At 55.8% G+C, this 17,285-nt stretch carries 13 protein-coding genes; 7 read left to right on the top strand and 6 right to left on the bottom strand.

Going from position 1 to position 17,285, the window contains the following annotated elements; translation table 11 throughout:
• Positions 1-163: 163 nt before the first annotated feature.
• Positions 164-1,327, bottom strand: coding sequence for an FMN-dependent L-lactate dehydrogenase LldD (gene lldD, locus IEW65_RS16915; protein ID WP_188640634.1), 1,164 nt, complete (start codon positions 1,325-1,327; stop codon positions 164-166).
• Positions 1,328-1,709: 382 nt separating this feature from the next.
• Between lldD and IEW65_RS16910 the strand changes: the two genes are divergently transcribed.
• From IEW65_RS16910 to IEW65_RS16900, 3 genes are read left to right on the top strand one after another with little or no spacing between them, the layout of a single operon-like run.
• Positions 1,710-2,483 carry a GntR family transcriptional regulator gene (locus IEW65_RS16910; RefSeq protein WP_188640633.1) on the top strand — a complete coding sequence of 258 codons (774 nt, stop codon included), beginning with the start codon at positions 1,710-1,712 and terminating at the stop codon, positions 2,481-2,483.
• Positions 2,480-4,399: a sensor histidine kinase gene (locus IEW65_RS16905; RefSeq protein WP_188640632.1), complete on the top strand. Its 1,920-nt coding sequence runs from the start codon at positions 2,480-2,482 to the stop codon at positions 4,397-4,399. Before IEW65_RS16910 ends, IEW65_RS16905 begins: the two co-directional genes overlap by 4 nt.
• The gene (locus IEW65_RS16900; protein WP_188640631.1) at positions 4,392-5,774 is read left to right on the top strand and encodes a sigma-54-dependent transcriptional regulator; all 1,383 of its coding nucleotides are present in this window, start codon (positions 4,392-4,394) and stop codon (positions 5,772-5,774) included. Before IEW65_RS16905 ends, IEW65_RS16900 begins: the two co-directional genes overlap by 8 nt.
• Here the strand turns inward: IEW65_RS16900 and IEW65_RS16895 are convergent.
• The 3 genes from IEW65_RS16895 to IEW65_RS16885 all read right to left on the bottom strand — a co-directional run bounded on the left by IEW65_RS16895 (position 5,750) and on the right by IEW65_RS16885 (position 8,455).
• Positions 5,750-6,421 carry a metal-dependent hydrolase gene (locus IEW65_RS16895; protein WP_188640630.1) on the bottom strand — a complete coding sequence of 224 codons (672 nt, stop codon included), beginning with the start codon at positions 6,419-6,421 and terminating at the stop codon, positions 5,750-5,752. The genes IEW65_RS16900 and IEW65_RS16895 overlap by 25 nt on opposite strands.
• Positions 6,422-6,511: 90 nt before the next feature.
• Positions 6,512-7,063, bottom strand: coding sequence for a gamma carbonic anhydrase family protein (locus tag IEW65_RS16890; protein WP_188640629.1), 552 nt, complete (start codon positions 7,061-7,063; stop codon positions 6,512-6,514).
• Between the two features lie 51 nt (positions 7,064-7,114).
• Positions 7,115-8,455 carry a sodium-dependent transporter gene (locus IEW65_RS16885; RefSeq protein ID WP_188640628.1) on the bottom strand — a complete coding sequence of 447 codons (1,341 nt, stop codon included), beginning with the start codon at positions 8,453-8,455 and terminating at the stop codon, positions 7,115-7,117.
• Positions 8,456-8,658: 203 nt separating this feature from the next.
• Between IEW65_RS16885 and prlC the strand changes: the two genes are divergently transcribed.
• The 4 genes from prlC to IEW65_RS16865 all read left to right on the top strand — a co-directional run bounded on the left by prlC (position 8,659) and on the right by IEW65_RS16865 (position 14,573).
• A complete protein-coding gene (prlC, locus tag IEW65_RS16880; protein ID WP_188640627.1) occupies positions 8,659-10,707 on the top strand; it encodes an oligopeptidase A in 2,049 nt (682 codons plus the stop codon).
• A gap of 57 nt (positions 10,708-10,764) precedes the next feature.
• Positions 10,765-11,013, top strand: a complete 249-nt coding sequence (locus IEW65_RS16875; RefSeq protein WP_188640626.1) for a YheV family putative zinc ribbon protein — start codon at positions 10,765-10,767, stop codon at positions 11,011-11,013.
• Positions 11,014-11,287: 274 nt separating this feature from the next.
• On the top strand, positions 11,288-12,268 hold the full coding sequence (locus IEW65_RS16870) for a TAXI family TRAP transporter solute-binding subunit (RefSeq protein ID WP_188640625.1): 981 nt from the start codon (positions 11,288-11,290) through the stop codon (positions 12,266-12,268).
• A 100-nt stretch (positions 12,269-12,368) separates the two neighbouring features.
• Positions 12,369-14,573, top strand: a complete 2,205-nt coding sequence (locus IEW65_RS16865) for a TRAP transporter permease (RefSeq protein ID WP_188640624.1) — start codon at positions 12,369-12,371, stop codon at positions 14,571-14,573.
• 101 nt (positions 14,574-14,674) lie between these two features.
• Here IEW65_RS16865 and IEW65_RS16860 read toward each other — a convergent pair whose 3' ends face one another.
• Both IEW65_RS16860 and IEW65_RS16855 read right to left on the bottom strand, forming a co-directional pair.
• Entirely contained in the window at positions 14,675-15,931 is a 1,257-nt protein-coding gene (locus IEW65_RS16860) for an MFS transporter (protein ID WP_188640623.1), read from the bottom strand.
• Positions 15,932-16,013: 82 nt separating this feature from the next.
• A complete protein-coding gene (locus IEW65_RS16855) occupies positions 16,014-17,234 on the bottom strand; it encodes an SLC13 family permease (RefSeq protein ID WP_188640622.1) in 1,221 nt (406 codons plus the stop codon).
• Positions 17,235-17,285: the final 51 nt, after the last annotated feature.

Here is a 17,285-nt window from a genome sequence, read left to right as displayed (position 1 = left end):
GACAAACCAGAGGTTTTTCAACCTCTTTCACCGCTGGTAACGCTTGGCGTCCCCGGCAGCGGATGCGTACTTTACGGATTCGCTGCCGGGTTGGCAAGAGGGTTTTGTAAAAAAACTCCAATATTGTTCTGATACCTTATAGCGCCGCTTTAACAGCCCTCTATTAAGAGGGCTGGTTAAGAGAAGCAATACCGCTCGACACCAGCGATTCCGAGCTAAGGTCAGCAATGGTTCGCGCTCCTGTCAGCGTCATCGCTACCCTCATCTCTTTCTCAAACAGCTCAAGCAGGTGAGCAACGCCGGCCTCTCCTGCCGTTGCTAATGCATAGATAAACGCACGGCCTATCAGTGCAGTGTCTGCCCCCATCGCAATCATACGCACGACATCTAACCCGCTGCGCACTCCAGAGTCGGCCAAAATCGCCAGATCACCTTTAACAGCATCGGCAATAGCAGGCAGCGCTCGCGCAGTAGAAGGCACACCATCTAACTGCCGACCACCATGATTCGACACCACAATGCCATCGGCACCAAAACGCACGGCATCCCGCGCGTCTTCGGGATCGAGGATACCCTTGATAATCATTGGACCATCCCAGAACTCACGGATCCACTCAAGATCCTTCCAAGAGATCGCGGGGTCAAAGTTATTGCCAAGCCAGGCGATGTAATCCTCAAGCTCTGTGGGCTTACCCCGGTAATCAGACACATTACCCAAATCATGAGGGCGGCCATGAATACCTACATCCCACGCCCATAAAGGATGCATAGCCGCCTGCAGCATGCGCTTCATAGGGCCATTTTTACCGCTCATCCCAGAGTGAGCATCTCGATAGCGCGCACCGGGCACCGGCATGTCGACGGTAAAAATCAGTGTTTTTACCCCCGCTTCTTTCGCTCGCTCCAGCACATGCTTCATAAAGCCACGATCTTTCAACACATAGAGCTGAAACCAGATAGGGCGATCTACGGCAGCAGCCACCTCGGCAATTGGGCACACTGAAACAGTAGATAGTGTAAAAGGTATCCCTTTTTTCGTTGCCGCACGCGCTGCCTGTACTTCACCGCGCCTTGCATACATTCCCGCCAGCCCAACGGGCGCCAGAGCAATGGGCATCGCCAACTTTTCGCCAAACAACTCGGTTTCCAAGGAGAGCGACGACATATCCTTCAATACACGCTGGCGTAGCGCGACATCGCGAAGATCGTCCACATTACGCCGCAGCGTGTGCTCTGCGTATGACCCACCATCGGCATAGTGAAAAAGAAAAGGAGGAAGGCGGCGCTTGGCGGCTTGCCGATAGTCCGTGGATGCTGAAATGATCATGACGAGCCCTATGCAATGGAAGCGTTGTTGTAAGTAGCCATTAATAAGCAGCGATTAAAGAGTAGACGCTAATGAACTCACGACGACGCTAGAATTACACAGGCCGTCACAATATCTACGTTCACAATAAGCAATGTTCGCAAGAAGCAATCTTCGCAAAAAGAAATATTGGTATTACCAATTTACAAGAGTGATTTATCAACGTTAATGAGATGCTCCGAGCGTGTCAAACGAAGATGGCTATTAAAGCACTTTTACGGCCTATACTTTAGTTTAAACCACTTATTGCTTATGGTGATGATCCAACAGCGGCTACATGACGCTTGAGCAAGATAATGAAACGCTCTATTATTGGTCTTACCAATTAAAGGAGCATTTTTCAATGACCTATCCACCGCTCCGTCAGCAGCGTCTCGCCGATGTTATTACCGAGCGCCTGGAAGCCATGATCTTGGAAGGCAGCTTGAAGCCTGGTCAGCGCTTACCGCCCGAAAGAGAGCTTGCCGAGCGCTTTGGCGTTTCGCGACCATCGTTGCGGGAAGCGATTCAAAAACTGGCGGCTCGCGGCCTGCTCACTAGCCGCCAAGGTGGCGGTACGTTTGTGAACGAGACGCTGAATAACGGCTACACCGATCCGTTGCTTGAAATGCTCTCCCGCCATAATGAGTTCCATTTAGACCTGCTGGAATTCCGCGATGCCATGGAGGGAATTTCTGCCTACTACGCCGCCCTGCGTTCCACGCCTGCCGATAAAGCAGTGCTCATCCAGCGCTTTGAAGAGCTCGACGGTGGCTTTGTAGGGGCAAACCCTGCGCAAGAGGCGAAGCTAGACGCAGCGTTCCACCTGGCTATTGCCGAAGCGGCCCACAACGTGCTGCTGTTGCATACGATTCGCGGCATTTTTCATCTGCTAGAGCAGAGCATTGTAGATAACTTGGCCCACTTGTTTGCCAAGCCAGACTCCCGCACCCAACTCATGAAGCAGCATCGTGCGTTACTGGATGCCATTTTAGAGGGCCGCGCTGAAGATGCCCGTGCCAGGGCCCACGAACACTTGGTATACGTGGAAGAGGGGCTGCTTGAGATGGCCAGGGCCGAAACCCGCGCTCAGCGCGCCCTTCGCCGCGCCCAAGGCACAAGCACCAGCCCCGCATGAACAGCCACGTCATCCACTCCGGACGGCGCTGGCGTCGATTATGGCTGATCGCCATTCCGATAGGACTACTGCTGTGTATGTGGCAAGCGGCACAACTTGCCCGCGAGCAGGCGCTATCAAACCTTCAGGATGATGCTGAGAACGAACTGCGCCTTTCAGCGGCCAACTTGAATGGCTACCTGCTGCGCTACGACTACCTGCCGCAAATGCTTGCCACGAGAGAAGGTATACAACGCTTTTTAGACTCTCCCGACAGCCAAGACTCCATGCCGCTCAACTTGCTGTTGGATCGCTTTCGCTTTACTTCGGGCGTGTCCGATGTCTACTTGCTGGATCGAGATGCTGACACAATCGCCGCCAGCAACTGGCATCGCCCCAACACCTTTATTGGCCAGAACTACGCGTTTCGCAGCTACTACTCGGATGCCATCACTGGAGGCCAGGGGCGATTTTTTGGCTTGGGCATCCAGTCGCTGGAGCGAGGCTACTACTTTTCCTCTCCGGTGTGGCTGGATGATACCTCCCCTGATGCTAAGCCTGATGGCGTCATTGTCGTCAAGGTGCTGCTGGATGACGTGGAAGAGAGCTGGGCAGAGCAGGATGCTGAACTCTTCGTCTCAGACAGCGACAATATTATTTTTATGGCCAGCCATCCTAAGCTGCGCATGAATGCCCTCTATCCACTTAGTGACGAGCAGCGCGAAGCGCTGAGGGCGACCCGCCGCTACGCACTGGAGCCACTAACGCCATCAGGCATTCAGTTGGATACTCCCTACGGGCCAGGCAGCTATCTAGTAAGCTTTTCACACGGCCCGCTGAGCGGTGGGCGCTACTTAAGCCTTACTCGCCCCATTCCGGAATTTGGCTGGCAAATGCATATTCTCAAACCGCTAACCCCGGTCATCAACGCCCAGTGGATCGCCGCCCTCATGGCAGGCGGCTTATACGGCGTGGTCGCGCTGGCAGGTGGCATTGGATGGCAGCGTCTGCGCCTGCGTCGTGAGCGCGAGGCCTTTGCCGAGCGTGAACGTCGAACCTTAGCCCGCGTGCGAGACGAGCTTGAAGTCAGCGTCGAGCGCCGTACCCGCGACTTGGTCGCCAGCAACCAGCGCCTTTCTGATGAGATTGAAGAGCGACGGCGCGCAGAGGCCAACTTACGTCAAACACAGGATGAGCTTATTCAAGCGGCGAAGCTTGCGGTGCTTGGACAGTTAGCCGCAGGCATTAATCACGAGCTCAACCAACCCTTAGCAGCGATTCGTGCCTATGCTGAAAACGCTCGGCGCTTTATAGAACTCTCGCGGATTGAGAACGCCGACGCCAATTTGGCACAGATTGTCGAGCTCACCGAGCGAATGGCCGATATTAGCGCTCAGCTACGACAGTTCTCCCGCAAAAGCAGCGAGCGCCAAGAAACCATCTCTGTTCAAGCGTGTATTGAGTACGCGCTACGTCTCTTTCACAGCCGGCTGCGAGATGATGGCATCCGCGTGGTTCAGCAGTGGCCTGACGAGACCCTCTGGGTAGAAGGTGACTTAGTGCGGCTAGAACAAGTCCTCGTTAACTTAATCGGCAATGCCGTGCAGGCGATGAAAGAAGTTAAACAGCCCGTCTTAACCCTAAGTGCCGAGATTCGCCAAGAGCAGGTCATCATTAGCGTGTTGGACAGCGGGCCGGGGATCGCGACCGACCATCTTGGGCATATTTTTGAGCCTTTTTTTACCACCAAAGCACCCGGTAGCGGGTTAGGGCTAGGACTCTCTATTTCCTCGCGTATTATGGAAGACCTCGGCGGCAAGCTGCAGGCAACGAATCACACCACGGGGGGTGCCTGCTTCACCGTCACCTTGCCCCGCTCAACGGCCCCGGAGCCCTCGGTTGCCCGCCTAAAACAGGAGAATCAACCCCATGCATGAGCCGTCGACGCTGCCGGTCATGGTGATCGACGACGAACCGCATCTGCGTATCACCGCCAGCCAAACCCTAGAACTTGCAGGCTATACCCCCCACTGCTTTGAGTCGGCCGAGCAGGCGCTGGCCGCCCTACCGCCAGACTTCCCCGGCGTGATTGTTAGCGACATCCGGATGCCAGGCATGGATGGTATGGCGCTGCTGCATGAGCTGCATAGCCGCGATGCCACCCTGCCAATCATCCTGATTACCGGCCATGGCGATATCTCTACCGCCGTTGAGGCCATGCGGGCAGGTGCATGGGACTTTCTAGAAAAGCCCTTCGCCGGTGACCAACTCTTGGACGTGGTGAGGCGCGGGATCGAAAAGCGCCAGCTGAGCTTAGAGAACCTGCGTTTAAAAGCAGAGCTAGAAGTTCAGCAGGCCGCGCTCGGCCCACGCCTTGTTGGCCGTACCCAGGTCATCTCACGGCTTGCCGCGATGATTCAGCGCATCAGCCAAGTCGAAGCGGACGTGCTGCTCTTTGGCGAAACAGGCACCGGCAAAGATTTAGTCGCTCGGGCGATACACGAGCGTAGTGCGCGGCGTAACAGCCCCTTTATGGCAATTAACTGCGGCGCGGTGCCGGAAAACACCATTGAGTCGGAGCTGTTTGGCCATGAGAAAGGTGCGTTTACGGGAGCAGTGGAGCGGCGCATTGGTAAGTTCGAACACGCCAATGGCGGCACGGTCTTTCTCGATGAAATCGAGTCGATGCCGCTGGCCCTGCAGGTAAAACTGCTGCGCGTGTTGCAAGAGCGCAGCGTCGAGCGCCTCGGTGCCAACGAAGCGGTGCCGCTCAACATACGGGTCATTGCAGCGACGAAGGTAGATCTTAAAGTTGCCGCTGAAGAGGGGCGCTTTCGCGAAGACCTTTACTACCGACTCAACGTCGTGACGCTACCGCTGCCAGCGCTAAGGGAAAGGCGGGAAGATATCCCCCTGCTGTTCCAGCACTTTGCCGTGGTGGCTGCCAACCGCAGTGGCTTAGAAGCGCCCACCCTGGATAGCCATGCGGTAGCGGCGCTGCTGGCCCACGACTGGCCTGGCAATGTTCGCGAGCTGCGTAATCTGGCCGAGCGCTACGTTTTGTTAGGCGCGGCGTTTGATTACCGCCTGGATGTGCTATTGGAAGGCGTGGCGGCCGATACACAAGAACCCACCCTGCCACGTCAGGTGGAGCTGTTTGAAAAGAGTTTAATTAGCCAATCCCTGGCCCGCCACCACGGCCGCGTCACCGATGTCTGCCGCCACTTAGGCATTCCCCGTAAAACGTTTTACGACAAGCTGAAAAAGCACGGCCTTAGTGCAGACGACTACCGCCACAGCAGCGAGCCCTGATGGAACAGCTCTAGCAGTACGTCCCAAGGCGGCACCCATGGGGTCAGCACCAGCAGCGCAATCAGCATCAGTACATTAGAGAGAGGGCGGCGACCATCGCCCAGCTTAAGCGCCGTACCAAACGAGCGCTTAAGCCGCGCCCCTTCCAAGTCAACGCTAAACAGCTCATCTAAGCTCAAGTGAATAAGGAACCCAAACAACACCGCCGCGCCATGGGACCACGCTAACCATGCCGGCTGGGCCAGCAAATGGTAGCTCAGCGCGGCGGTGGCTAACGCGCACAGCATTGCCGCCATCAAAGAATGCCAAATCCCCCGATGAACGGTCAGGCGTGAAAACAGCACGGATGCTAAATAGCGCACCGAAAAATAGATGCCGCCACACGCCACCAGCAGTAGCCCCGGCGTTAACCACGGCTGCAGCAACAGCACCCCCAGCACCAGCGAAGGCACTGATAAGATATTAAAAATCAGCCGGATGGAGCGCGAACGGTCAGCATCAATGTCGGGCAGAATACCGCCAAAGGCGACCAGGGCAATGACCAGCAGCGCTTGAGGGGCCACCCACCACTGGGCCTGCCAGCCAACGTAAGCCATTAGCGTGCCGCCCGCTGCTGCTACCGTTATATGCGTGCGAAAATTAGCCATGTCGCGGCACCCTGGAAAACTGGATAAATTACCAGATTTTCAGTGCGCGCAACATGGCTATGTTAGAAAAAAGAGTGTTAAGGCAATCGCTTAGCGTGCTTCGGTTGCTTCACTGAGAAACTGATCTTTTAACTTCACATAATTGCCTGCGGTGTAGGGAAAGAAAGCACGCTCTTTCTCCTTGAGCGGACGTAGCGCCTTAGCGGGGTTACCCGCATACACATAACCGCTCTCCAGCCGTTTACCCGGCGTTACCACCGTGCCAGCGGCAATAATCACCTCATCCTCGACCACCGCGCCATCCATTACAATCGCGCCCATGCCTACCAAAATACGGCTGCCCAGCGTGCACCCATGCAGGATGGCTTTATGGCCAATAGTGACATCATCGCCAATGGTGAGCGGAAAACCGTCAGGGTTGAAGTCGCTTGCGTGAGTGATATGCAGCACGCTGCCATCTTGAACGCTGGTGCGCGCACCGATGGTAATGCGGTGCATGTCGCCACGGATCACCGTCATTGGCCACACTGAGCAGTCATCGCCTAGCGTGACATTGCCGATGACCACGCTGGCAGGGTCGATATAGACCCGCTCCCCCAGTTGAGGCGACATCCCGTGAAACGTTCGTAGGGCACTGCTCATGGCACTCTCCTTTAAAGAACACAGCGTCTAACACCACGCCTGATGACCGGACTATAGCAACCCACCGAGCAGAACAATAAACGTCAGTGGAATCGACACCCAGCGCACAAGATTGCGCCATACCACATAACCGCCTTCGCCAACGCCCAGCGCCTTCACAACCATCGCTTGCGGCATCACCCAGGCAGCGAAAATAGCAATGAACAAGCCGCCCAAGGGCAAGAAGATATCTGGCGGGATGCTGCTTACCAGTTCAAAAATATTACGTCCAAATAGCGGCCTAAACTCTGCCAACGTAGAGAACGAGAATGCCGAGAGCAGGCCTAATAACCAAACGCTGATCGCCACGACCGCCGTGGAAATACTACGTCGCCAGCCCAACCCCTGCAGCGTCGCGACCATCGGTTCAGCGAGGTTAATCGCCGATGTCCAGGTGGCCAACAACAGCAGCAGGAAAAACACGCTGAGCCAGAGCGAGCCCCACGGCAACTCAGAAAAGGCGATAGGCAACGTGACAAACATTAGCCCCGGGCCATCAGCGGGGTCCATCCCTTGTGCAAACACCACCGAGAAAATCGCAATACCCGCCAGCAGCGCCACGCTAATATCCAGCACCGCTACCGCAAAGGCCGCCTTTGGCAGGCTCTGCTCATCGGGCATATAAGCCCCGTACGCCATCAACGCGCATGCGCCTACTGCCAGCGTGAAGAAGGCATGGCCCATAGCGTGCAGTACGACGTCGGCTGTCACGTCTTCAAAAGAAGGCAAGAAAAGCCACGAAAGTGCCATACCAAAGCCGCTGGTCGTGGTGGCGTAAATGGCCAACAGAAGCAACAGGCCGTACAGCAGCGGCATCAGCAGGTTATTCAGCCGCTCAAGCCCTTTGGCCACCCCAGCGGCCACCACGGTCATGGTCATAAACAAAAACAGCGAATGGTTAAAGATAAGGAGGCCAGGGTTGGCTAAAAACGACTCGAAGCCCGCACCGATCTCGGCGGCACTGGCACCGTCAAAATTACCGTTCACCGAAGCGACCAAAAACTCAATCGACCAGCCCGACACCACTGAGTAAAACGATAAAATACAGAATACGGTGAAGGCACCAAATAGCCCTAACCAGCGCCAATGGCGAGACGCACCCGCCTCTGCCGCAAGCGTACCCAGCGCTTGTATCGGTCCGCGTCGTCCGGCACGCCCAATGAGGATTTCCGCCATCATGACCGGAATACCCAATAGCAGCACAAATGCTACGTAAATCAGCAAAAAGGCGGCACCGCCGTTCTCTCCCGCGACATAGGGAAAGCGCCAAATATTACCCAGCCCAACCGCAGCACCTGTTACCGCCAAGATAAAGGCCCGTTTTGACCCCCAGCGCTCTAGCGTTTCACTCATCTCTTGCTCCTGCTATGGGTGGCACGTATTGGTGACACTCGCTGATTACGGATACTGAAAGGCGGCAAGACTAGCAGGCGCTTACGCCCAGGCCAAACGCTTGCGGCGGGCCAAGTATTGAAACAGCGCCTCACTGCCCGCACTGTGTCATCATCAGCGCACGTTTTTTGTGCGCCCCTAACGTTATTGCTACCGAGGTGCTTATGTCCCGCAACCCGTTGCTAGAAAGCCACGAGCTTCCCCCCTTCGCCGACATTCGTGCCGATCACGTGGTGCCCGCCGTGGAAACGCTGCTTGATGACAGCCGCGAGGCCATCGACCGCCTTGCCCAGCAGGCGACGGCCACGCCCCCTACCTGGGAAAACTTTGCCGCCCCGTTGGAAGCAGTAAACGACCGCCTCTCTCAGGCCTGGTCGCCGGTATCGCACCTCAACGGCACCATGAATACGCCAGAGCTGCGCGAGGCTTACCAGGCCTGCCTGGAAAAACTCTCCGCGTTTGGCACCTGGGTCGGGCAGCATGAAGGGCTATTTAAAGGCTGGCAGGCGCTTAAAGAGAGTGAACGCTGGGCAACGCTAACCGTCGCGCAGCAGCGTACGATTGACAATGCCCTGCGCGATTTCCGCCTGGCCGGGGTAGACCTGCCTGCGGATAAAAAGGCCCGCTATGGCGAGATCCAGTCTCGCCTCTCTACGCTTTCTAACCTGTTTTCTAATAACGTGTTGGACGCTACCCAAGCGTGGCATAAAGACATTCAAGAGCGCGAGGCGCTGGCAGGCGTTCCTGATAGCGCCCTGGAAACCCTTAAAGCCCTAGCAGAAGCGAAAGGCGTTGAGGGTTACCGCATTACGCTGGATTTCCCCAGCTTCTTCCCGATTGTCAGCTACGCCGACAGCCGCGAGCTGCGTGAGGAAGTGTATACCGCCTTTGTGACCCGCGCCTCCAATCAGGGGCCCAACGCGGGCAAGTTCGATAACGCCCCGGTGTTGGAAGAGATTCTGGCCCTGCGCCAGGAACTGTCGCGCCTGCTCGGCTTCGACACCTATGCCGACTACTCGCTGACCACCAAAATGGCGGACTCGCCTACACAGGTGTTGGACTTCTTAGAAGACCTCGCCCGCCGCGCGAAGCCACAAGCGAAGGAGGAGTTTGCCGAGCTGAGTGCCTATGCCCGCGATGAACTTGGCATGGACTCCCTCAAGCCTTGGGATGTCGCCTATGCCAGCGAAAAGCTGCGTGAAGCGCGCTACGATATTTCTCAAGAGCAGCTGCGGCCTTACTTCCCAGCGCCCCGGGTTGTCGACGGTTTATTCCAGGTCGTTGAGCGTCTCTACAACGTTCAAATAGAGCAAGATAAAAGCGCCCCGAGCTACCACGACGACGTCCATTTTTACCGCATCAGCGAGCAGGGCAAACCGATTGCCGGTTTCTACTTGGATCTCTACGCCCGTGAAGGCAAGCGTGGCGGCGCGTGGATGGCCGACTGTCGGGTACGCCGCAAAACCGAGAGCGGTGTGCAACTTCCCGTCGCGTTTCTGACCTGTAACTTCACCGCGCCAGTCGGCAGTAAGCCTGCACTGCTAACGCATGATGAAGTGACCACGCTGTTCCACGAGTTTGGTCATGGCCTGCACCATATGCTGACCAAGCAAGAGGTGGCTGACGTGTCAGGTATCAACGGCGTGGCATGGGATGCGGTTGAACTGCCCAGCCAGTTTATGGAGAACTACTGCTGGGAGCGGGAAGGCCTCGACCTGTTGGCTAAGCATGTGGACACTGGCGAGCCGCTGCCCGACGCGCTTTTTGAACGCCTCCAGGCAGCCAAGAACTTCCAGTCTGCGATGGGCATGATGCGCCAAATTGAGTTTTCCCTGTTTGACGTGCGCCTTCACCACGAGCTGGAAGCCCCCTCGGCCAGCGATGTACAAACCCTGCTGAACGATGTTCGCAGCCAAACCTCCGTCGTCCCTGTGGTCGACTTCAACCGCTTCCAAAATAGTTTCAGCCATATTTTTGCAGGCGGCTACGCGGCGGGCTATTACAGCTATAAATGGGCGGAAGTACTCTCCGCAGATGCCTGGAGTGCGTTTGAAGAAGCCGGTATTTTCGACCCGAGCACTGGCCAACGCTTCCGCGAGGAGATCTTGGAACAGGGTGGCGCTCGTGACGCCGCGGAACTGTTCATTGCCTTCAGGGGCCGAGAGCCCAGCGTAGAACCGCTGCTGCGCCATAGCGGTATTCGCGCCGCCTAAGCTGACTGTTTTTTATCCGGTGCGGCGGCCTCGCCGCCGCACATTGGGAGAGTAGGTATGTCGACCGTTAAACGTTTTATTGCAGGTGTTACCTGCCCTCGCTGTGCTGCCATGGACCGGATTCGCGCCTGGGAGCAAAACAGCATTCGCTACCGTGAATGCGTGAGCTGTGACTTCTTCGAGCAACTGCCTATTGAGGATGAAACCGCTCCCGAACTCACTACCCGCGTTAACCAGGTGCGCGACGAGCAAAAAGTGCAAGATGTGCAGCCCGTACGCATTCTCGATCCAGGTAAAAAGAGGTAACCCTCCTCCACTGCTGCGCCTTCATGGAACCAAAACTGATAAAAGTGTGCGAATAACCGCACACTTGGTCACCCCAATCGTGCGAAAAGCCGGACACTCCACGCCTTTTGTTTTTCAACCAAAGTTGAAGAACAAATTTATAATGCCTTGTTTTCAATAGATAACAACTTACTTGGCACAAGTATCGCTCTGTATAAGCTGCTTAATGATGAAGCACTGGCGGTGTTCACACACGCCAGACGACAATCCCAATAACAGCTTAGGAAATCTCGCCATGCGCAATACGATGCCAAAAACCATCGCTCTGCTCGCAGGCAGCGCGCTACTTGCTGCAGGCACTGCCCATGCGGACCGCTCCGACTGGCCTTCTAACTTCACGGTAGGTACCGCAAGCCAAGGCGGCACCTTCTTCGTTTACGGTTCTGGCTGGGCCAACTTCATTGCTGACGAGCTAGGTGTTTCTGGCGGCGGCGAAGTCACCGGCGGCCCGACCCAAAACCTGGCGCTGGTACACACGGGTGATATGGCCTTCGGCCTGACCACCATGGGCCCTGCATCGGATGCTCTTAAAGGCGAAAGCCCATTAGCACCGGGCATGGTAATGGATAACGTGTGTGCACTGTTCCCGATGTATGAAACACCGTTCTCTATCGCTGCGCTCTCAAGCTCCGGCATCGCCTCTATTTCTGATATTCCTGATGGCGCGCGCATCGGCTTTGGCCCGGCAGCCTCTACGTCCGACACCTACTTCCCCGCTATGCTGGAAACCTTAGGTGTGAACTTCGAGCGCCGTAACGGCGGCTGGTCTGACCTGGGTGGCCAGCTTCAGGATGGCCTGCTGGACGTTGTTGCCTTCGCTGCAGGTATTCCGATTCCTGCCGTTAGCCAGCTTGAAGTACAGACCGATGTGAACATCATCGAGTTTACCGAAGAAGAACTGGCCACCGTGCTAGACGCCTTCCCGGTCGCCGAGTTCACGATTCCGGCCAGCACCTACACCACCCTGGAAGAGGACGCACGCGCCGTCTCCATGTGGAACTTCGCCATTGCGGGCTGTGATCTGCCGGAAGACTTCATCTACGAAGTCACCAAAGTCACCATGGAAAACAATGATCGTATGCGTGACGTACACCGCAGTGCTGAAACCAGCATTCCGGAGAACATCGTGCACAACAACGTTCTGCCCTTCCACCCGGGTGCAGCGCGCTGGTACGAAGAGAACGGTTACGACATCTCTGACGACATGATCAAGTAAGCACTACGCACCATCACGCTGCCCCGTTGCCGACCCTGTCGGGCGGGGCAGCGTTAGCTCTTGCCCCCTTTCTCTGCTTTTGCTGTGAGGGTGACCTCTGATGAGTCACAATACCGACCAAGATCCCAACGGCCTCAAGGATGACGCCTTAGCTGCTTCATCAACGCCAGAATCGATTGCTGATGGCGTCGATGAAGAAGTTGTTGAGAGCAACCGCCGCCTGTTTGTTGGCTGGCAATTCTTTTTATTTGCAGCACTGGCGGTTGCCTATTCAGGCTTCCACCTGTTTTCGCTCAATGTGTACCCCATGGAAACCTGGTCGTTTCGTATCGTACACATCGCCGGTGCGTTGATTTTGGGTTACGGGCTATTTGCCGGTGCCCGTTTTGCTGAAGATGATCAGCAAGCCTCACCCGCTTGGCTAAAATGGGTGAGCTATGCCTTGTTAGCGCCAGCGGTTTATTCGTTGGTGCAAGTATTTTTGATGCAGCAAACCATCAATGGCGGTGCTATGCGCATCGACCCGGCCGTAGAAACGCTGCACTTTGGTTACCCACTCATGGCCACCACCGCAGGCGCGATTGTACTGTCCTGGTTCTACCGTCAGGCACGCCATCGGTTTAATCCTGCCGATTTAGTGCTGATGGTGTGTGCGCTGGCAAGCGCTGGCTACCTGCTGATGGCATTTAATACCAATATGCGCATGTCGACCGGCACATCGTTTGCACCTCCTGGCATCTCCTGGGCTGCGATTGCAGGCTCACTACTGATTCTAGAACTGACTCGCCGCGTGGCAGGCTTGGCACTGGTGGTGATTTCCGCCGTCTTCCTCACCTATGTTTTTGCTGGCCCTTACCTGCCTGGCTTCCTGGGCTACCCTGGTTTGTCCGTGCAGCGCTTCTTTAGTCAGGTCTATACCGATGCAGGTATCCTTGGCCCAACCACGGCGGTTTCCTCCACCTATATTATTCTGTTCATCATTTTTGCCGCTTTCTTACAAGCGTCTAAAGTCGGTGACTACTTCGTCAATTTCGCCTTTGCTGCTGCAGGCCGCACCCGAGGTGGCCCGGCGAAAGTCGCCATCTTCGCCTCTGGCCTGATGGGCATGATTAACGGCACCTCCGCTGGCAACGTGGTCTCCACAGGCTCGCTGACCATTCCGCTGATGAAGAAGGTGGGCTACCCGGCCCGTAGCGCGGGCGCCATTGAAGCTGCCGCTTCTACCGGTGGCCAAATTATGCCGCCGATCATGGGCGCAGGCGCGTTCATCATGGCAGAAGTGACCGGTATTCCTTATACCGAGATCGCCATTGCCGCGATTATTCCCGCCATTCTCTACTTTGCTTCTATCTACTTTATGGTCGACTTTGAAGCCGCCCGTAAAGGCATGCGCGGTATGCGCAAAGATGAGATTCCGCTGTTCTCGAAGCTGGTGAAACAGGTCTACTTGTTCGCGCCGATCATTATTTTGATTGCGGCACTGTTCATGGGCTATTCGGTCATTCGTGCCGGCACCCTGGCAACGGCCTCTGCGGCGGTGGTGAGCTGGCTATCACCCAATAAGATGGGCCTACGTGCGATTCTGAGAGCGCTGCAGCTTGCAGGCACCATGTCGATCCAGATTATTGCCGTGTGTGCCTGTGCGGGCTTGATTGTGGGCGTTATCTCGCTGACCGGCGTTGGCGCTCGCTTCTCTTCGCTGCTGCTTGGCTTGGCGGGCGTCAGCCAGCTGTTGGCGCTGTTCTTTGCGATGTTGATCAGCATCATGCTGGGGATGGGCATGCCCACCACGGCAGCATACGCAGTGGCGGCCTCTGTGGTGGCCCCGGGCTTGATCAATATTGGTATTGAACCGCTGACGGCACACTTCTTCGTGTTCTACTTCGCGGTGGTCTCGGCCATTACGCCGCCGGTAGCCTTGGCGTCTTACGCGGCGGCCGGTATCTCCGGGGACAACCCCATGGGCACGTCGGTGGCATCGTTCAAGATTGGTCTGGCGGCGTTTATCGTCCCGTTCATGTTCTTCTACAGCCCGGCTATGCTGATGGAAGGCACCGCCATGCAGATCCTGCGTGTCGGCCTTACGGCGACGCTTGGCATCGTGCTGCTCTCGGGCATGGTTCAGAAGTGGTTCTTCGGCCCGGTGAACTCACCCCAGCGCTTAGTCATGCTGGTAGGTGCTATGTTCTTGATCTACGGCGGCATCTATACCGACATCGCCGGTCTGGCAATTGCTACAGTGCTGTTTATCATGCAGCGCAAGCTACATGGTGGCAAAGGCAAAGCAACGGCAAGCGCTGCGTAACTCTTACGCTGCACTGCTGATCAGACGCAACAGAAAAGCCGGAATCGAGAGATTCCGGCTTTTTAACGTTAACAACGAGTGCTCACCGTTTATGGCTCAACTTACGTGAGGGCTGTGTCGCTCTTACCCTTTAACCGCCCTCCCAACCCCAGCGTTCGTGTCTCCGGCATCGCGACTGCAAATAACAGCAGTGCTAATCCCGCCACAGCCGCTAGATATAAAAATCCAGCACTGAATGAGCCAGCGGTATCTACCACCCTACCTGCTGTCGTTTGGCTGAGAAAAAATCCAACCATGTGAGCAACATTCATTAACCCTAGCGTCAAACTGTAATGGCCTGAACCTTTGGTTAGATCCGCCACTACCAACACCCAAATCACACCGAATATCCCCGCCCCTACGCCGTCTAGCATCTGAACCGCTAGCAAATACATGGGCGCATCACTCAATGTATACAACACACCTCGAATCGGTAGCGCGACGAGCGCAATCATAAAAACAGGACGTGTGCCCCATATATCCACGTATTTACCGGCAAATTTAGCGATGGGAATCATGACTAACTGCGCCAAAATAATACAAGCGCTCATCCACAAAGATGCGCCCTCGCCATTGGCCTGGGTAGACAACTGCTGCCCCACTAGCGGTAGCATCGCCGCATTGCCAAAGTGGAACAGCATGACAACAGTGGCAAAAATGAGAATGTTCCGGTTTTTTAACAGTGGCAAAAACTTAGCAATGTGAATTTCACCTGCTGAGCCCCGCTCCGCGCCCCGTGCTTGTGCATCATCAACCTCAGATGGCCTGATGGTCATCACCGATACGATGGAGAACAGGCTCCATAGAGAGACCACCCAAAAAATGTATTCGTTGGCGATGAAATAACCCACCGCCCCCGCCAGCAACGCTGCCACGATATTACCGGCATGATTAAATACCTCATTGCGCCCCGTGTGACCCGCGAGTTGACGGTGGCCCACCAACCCTAACGTCAAGGAAGCAATGCCAGGCAAAATAAAGGCAGCCGCCGCTCCAATAGCGATTTGCGCCGGAAGAACGACCCACATAACGGGATAAAGCGCCATTAGCGGACAGGCAATAGCGACCACACCGCAAGCACCCGAGAGAAGAAGACGCTTATTTCTGACGCTATCCATCCATTTGCCAGCCGGTATTTGCGCTAAACCTGTTGCCACCCCCATGGCCCCCATCACCAGGCCAATATCACTGCTAGACCAATTCTGAGACGCCAGCAAAAATATCGCTAAATAGGGGCCGACCCCATCTCGCACATCGGCAAGAAAGAAGTTCATCCAATCCAGGCCGCGTCGACTTTGTACGGTTATGTCCTTCTGCATAGCCATCTCGTGCTGAGTAATGCCCGCTAAGAGCTTAATGATCAGAGTTACTTTTCAATGTTTTGCACACCAGGTTGCAGCACTATGCCAGCAGGTAGCCAAGCCAGAGCCCAGCCACCAACACAGACAGCACCGTGACTGGAATGCCAGCACGCGCAAACTCAAAGAAGCCAAGATCTACTCCCTGGCGCTTAGCGCCTTCGGCCACAATGAGATTCACGACACTGCCAATCAACAGCAAGTTACCGGCCAGGGTCGACATCACTGCCAGTATTACCAGTGTGGATTCAGGCAGTTCTGGGAAAAGTCCTAGCAGCAGTACGACAAACGGCACATTGCCAATGACATTGCTGGCTAGCAGCGACACTCCGGCAAGGCTCCACACATTGCTTGGCAAGCCGCCTTCACCCAACAGGCGGTTCACCAGCGCCCCGGCTTCAGGCAGCGAGGCAACGCTACCGGTGACCACAAACAGCCCGATAAATAACAGCAACAGGTTCCAGTCCACAGCCTCCACGTAACGGCGGCTGGCGACTGTCCGAGACATCATCAGAACAAGTGCAACAGCAAGCGCCGACCACTCTCTTGGCATTCCGGTTGAAAACAGCGCCAGCAAAGCCATCGCTGCCAGCAGCGGCTTATAGCTCAGGCTTTCTGTCACGGGTGTTAACGCCTTGGTGGTCGTTGCTGGCATAACGTTTAATGCCCAACGTCGACGCCATAACAACCAGATCACGCCGTAAGTGATAAGCAGAGCAGCTAACGCGGGCACCAGCGCTTGTAGGCTGTAGCCCCAGAAATCTAACCCGCCAGCTTGCCCAATCAGAATATTCTGCGGATTGCCAATCAGGCTGGCCGCAGACCCCGCGTTACAGGACATGGCAAGCGCCAATAGGAAGGGACGCGGATCCAGACCGCGCTCTAGCAGCGTCTGACACAGTAGTGGCGTCAGTGCAAAGGCGACGATGTCATTCACCAACAACGCTGATAACACGCCTCCCAACACCACAACCCCTAGCAACAAGACACTGGGGCGCTCAGCCTGCGCGGTGATTAAACCCGAAAGCCGCGCATAGACGCCTGAAAAACCAAACTGAGCCGATACCAACATGAGCGCGAACAGCAGGGTAAGCGCGCCTATATCAATGTGGCTGGAGATGTCGTCCAGCAGCACCGTGCCAGAGACCAACAATACGCAGGCAGCTGCCATCGCTATCCATGACCGATCCACCTTCAGTCCCGGTAGCTGCCCGGCAGCCATACCTAGATACGTCATGGCAAACATGATGGTAATCAGCCACATGATGCAAAACTCCTTATCGCCTTAACGCTATTACGCTCTAGGCATTAGCCA

The sequence above is a fragment of the Vreelandella lutescens genome (genome assembly GCF_014640815.1).
In the GTDB taxonomy this organism is placed as follows: domain Bacteria; phylum Pseudomonadota; class Gammaproteobacteria; order Pseudomonadales; family Halomonadaceae; genus Vreelandella; species Vreelandella lutescens.
This window is presented reverse-complemented; position numbering and strand designations above follow the sequence as displayed.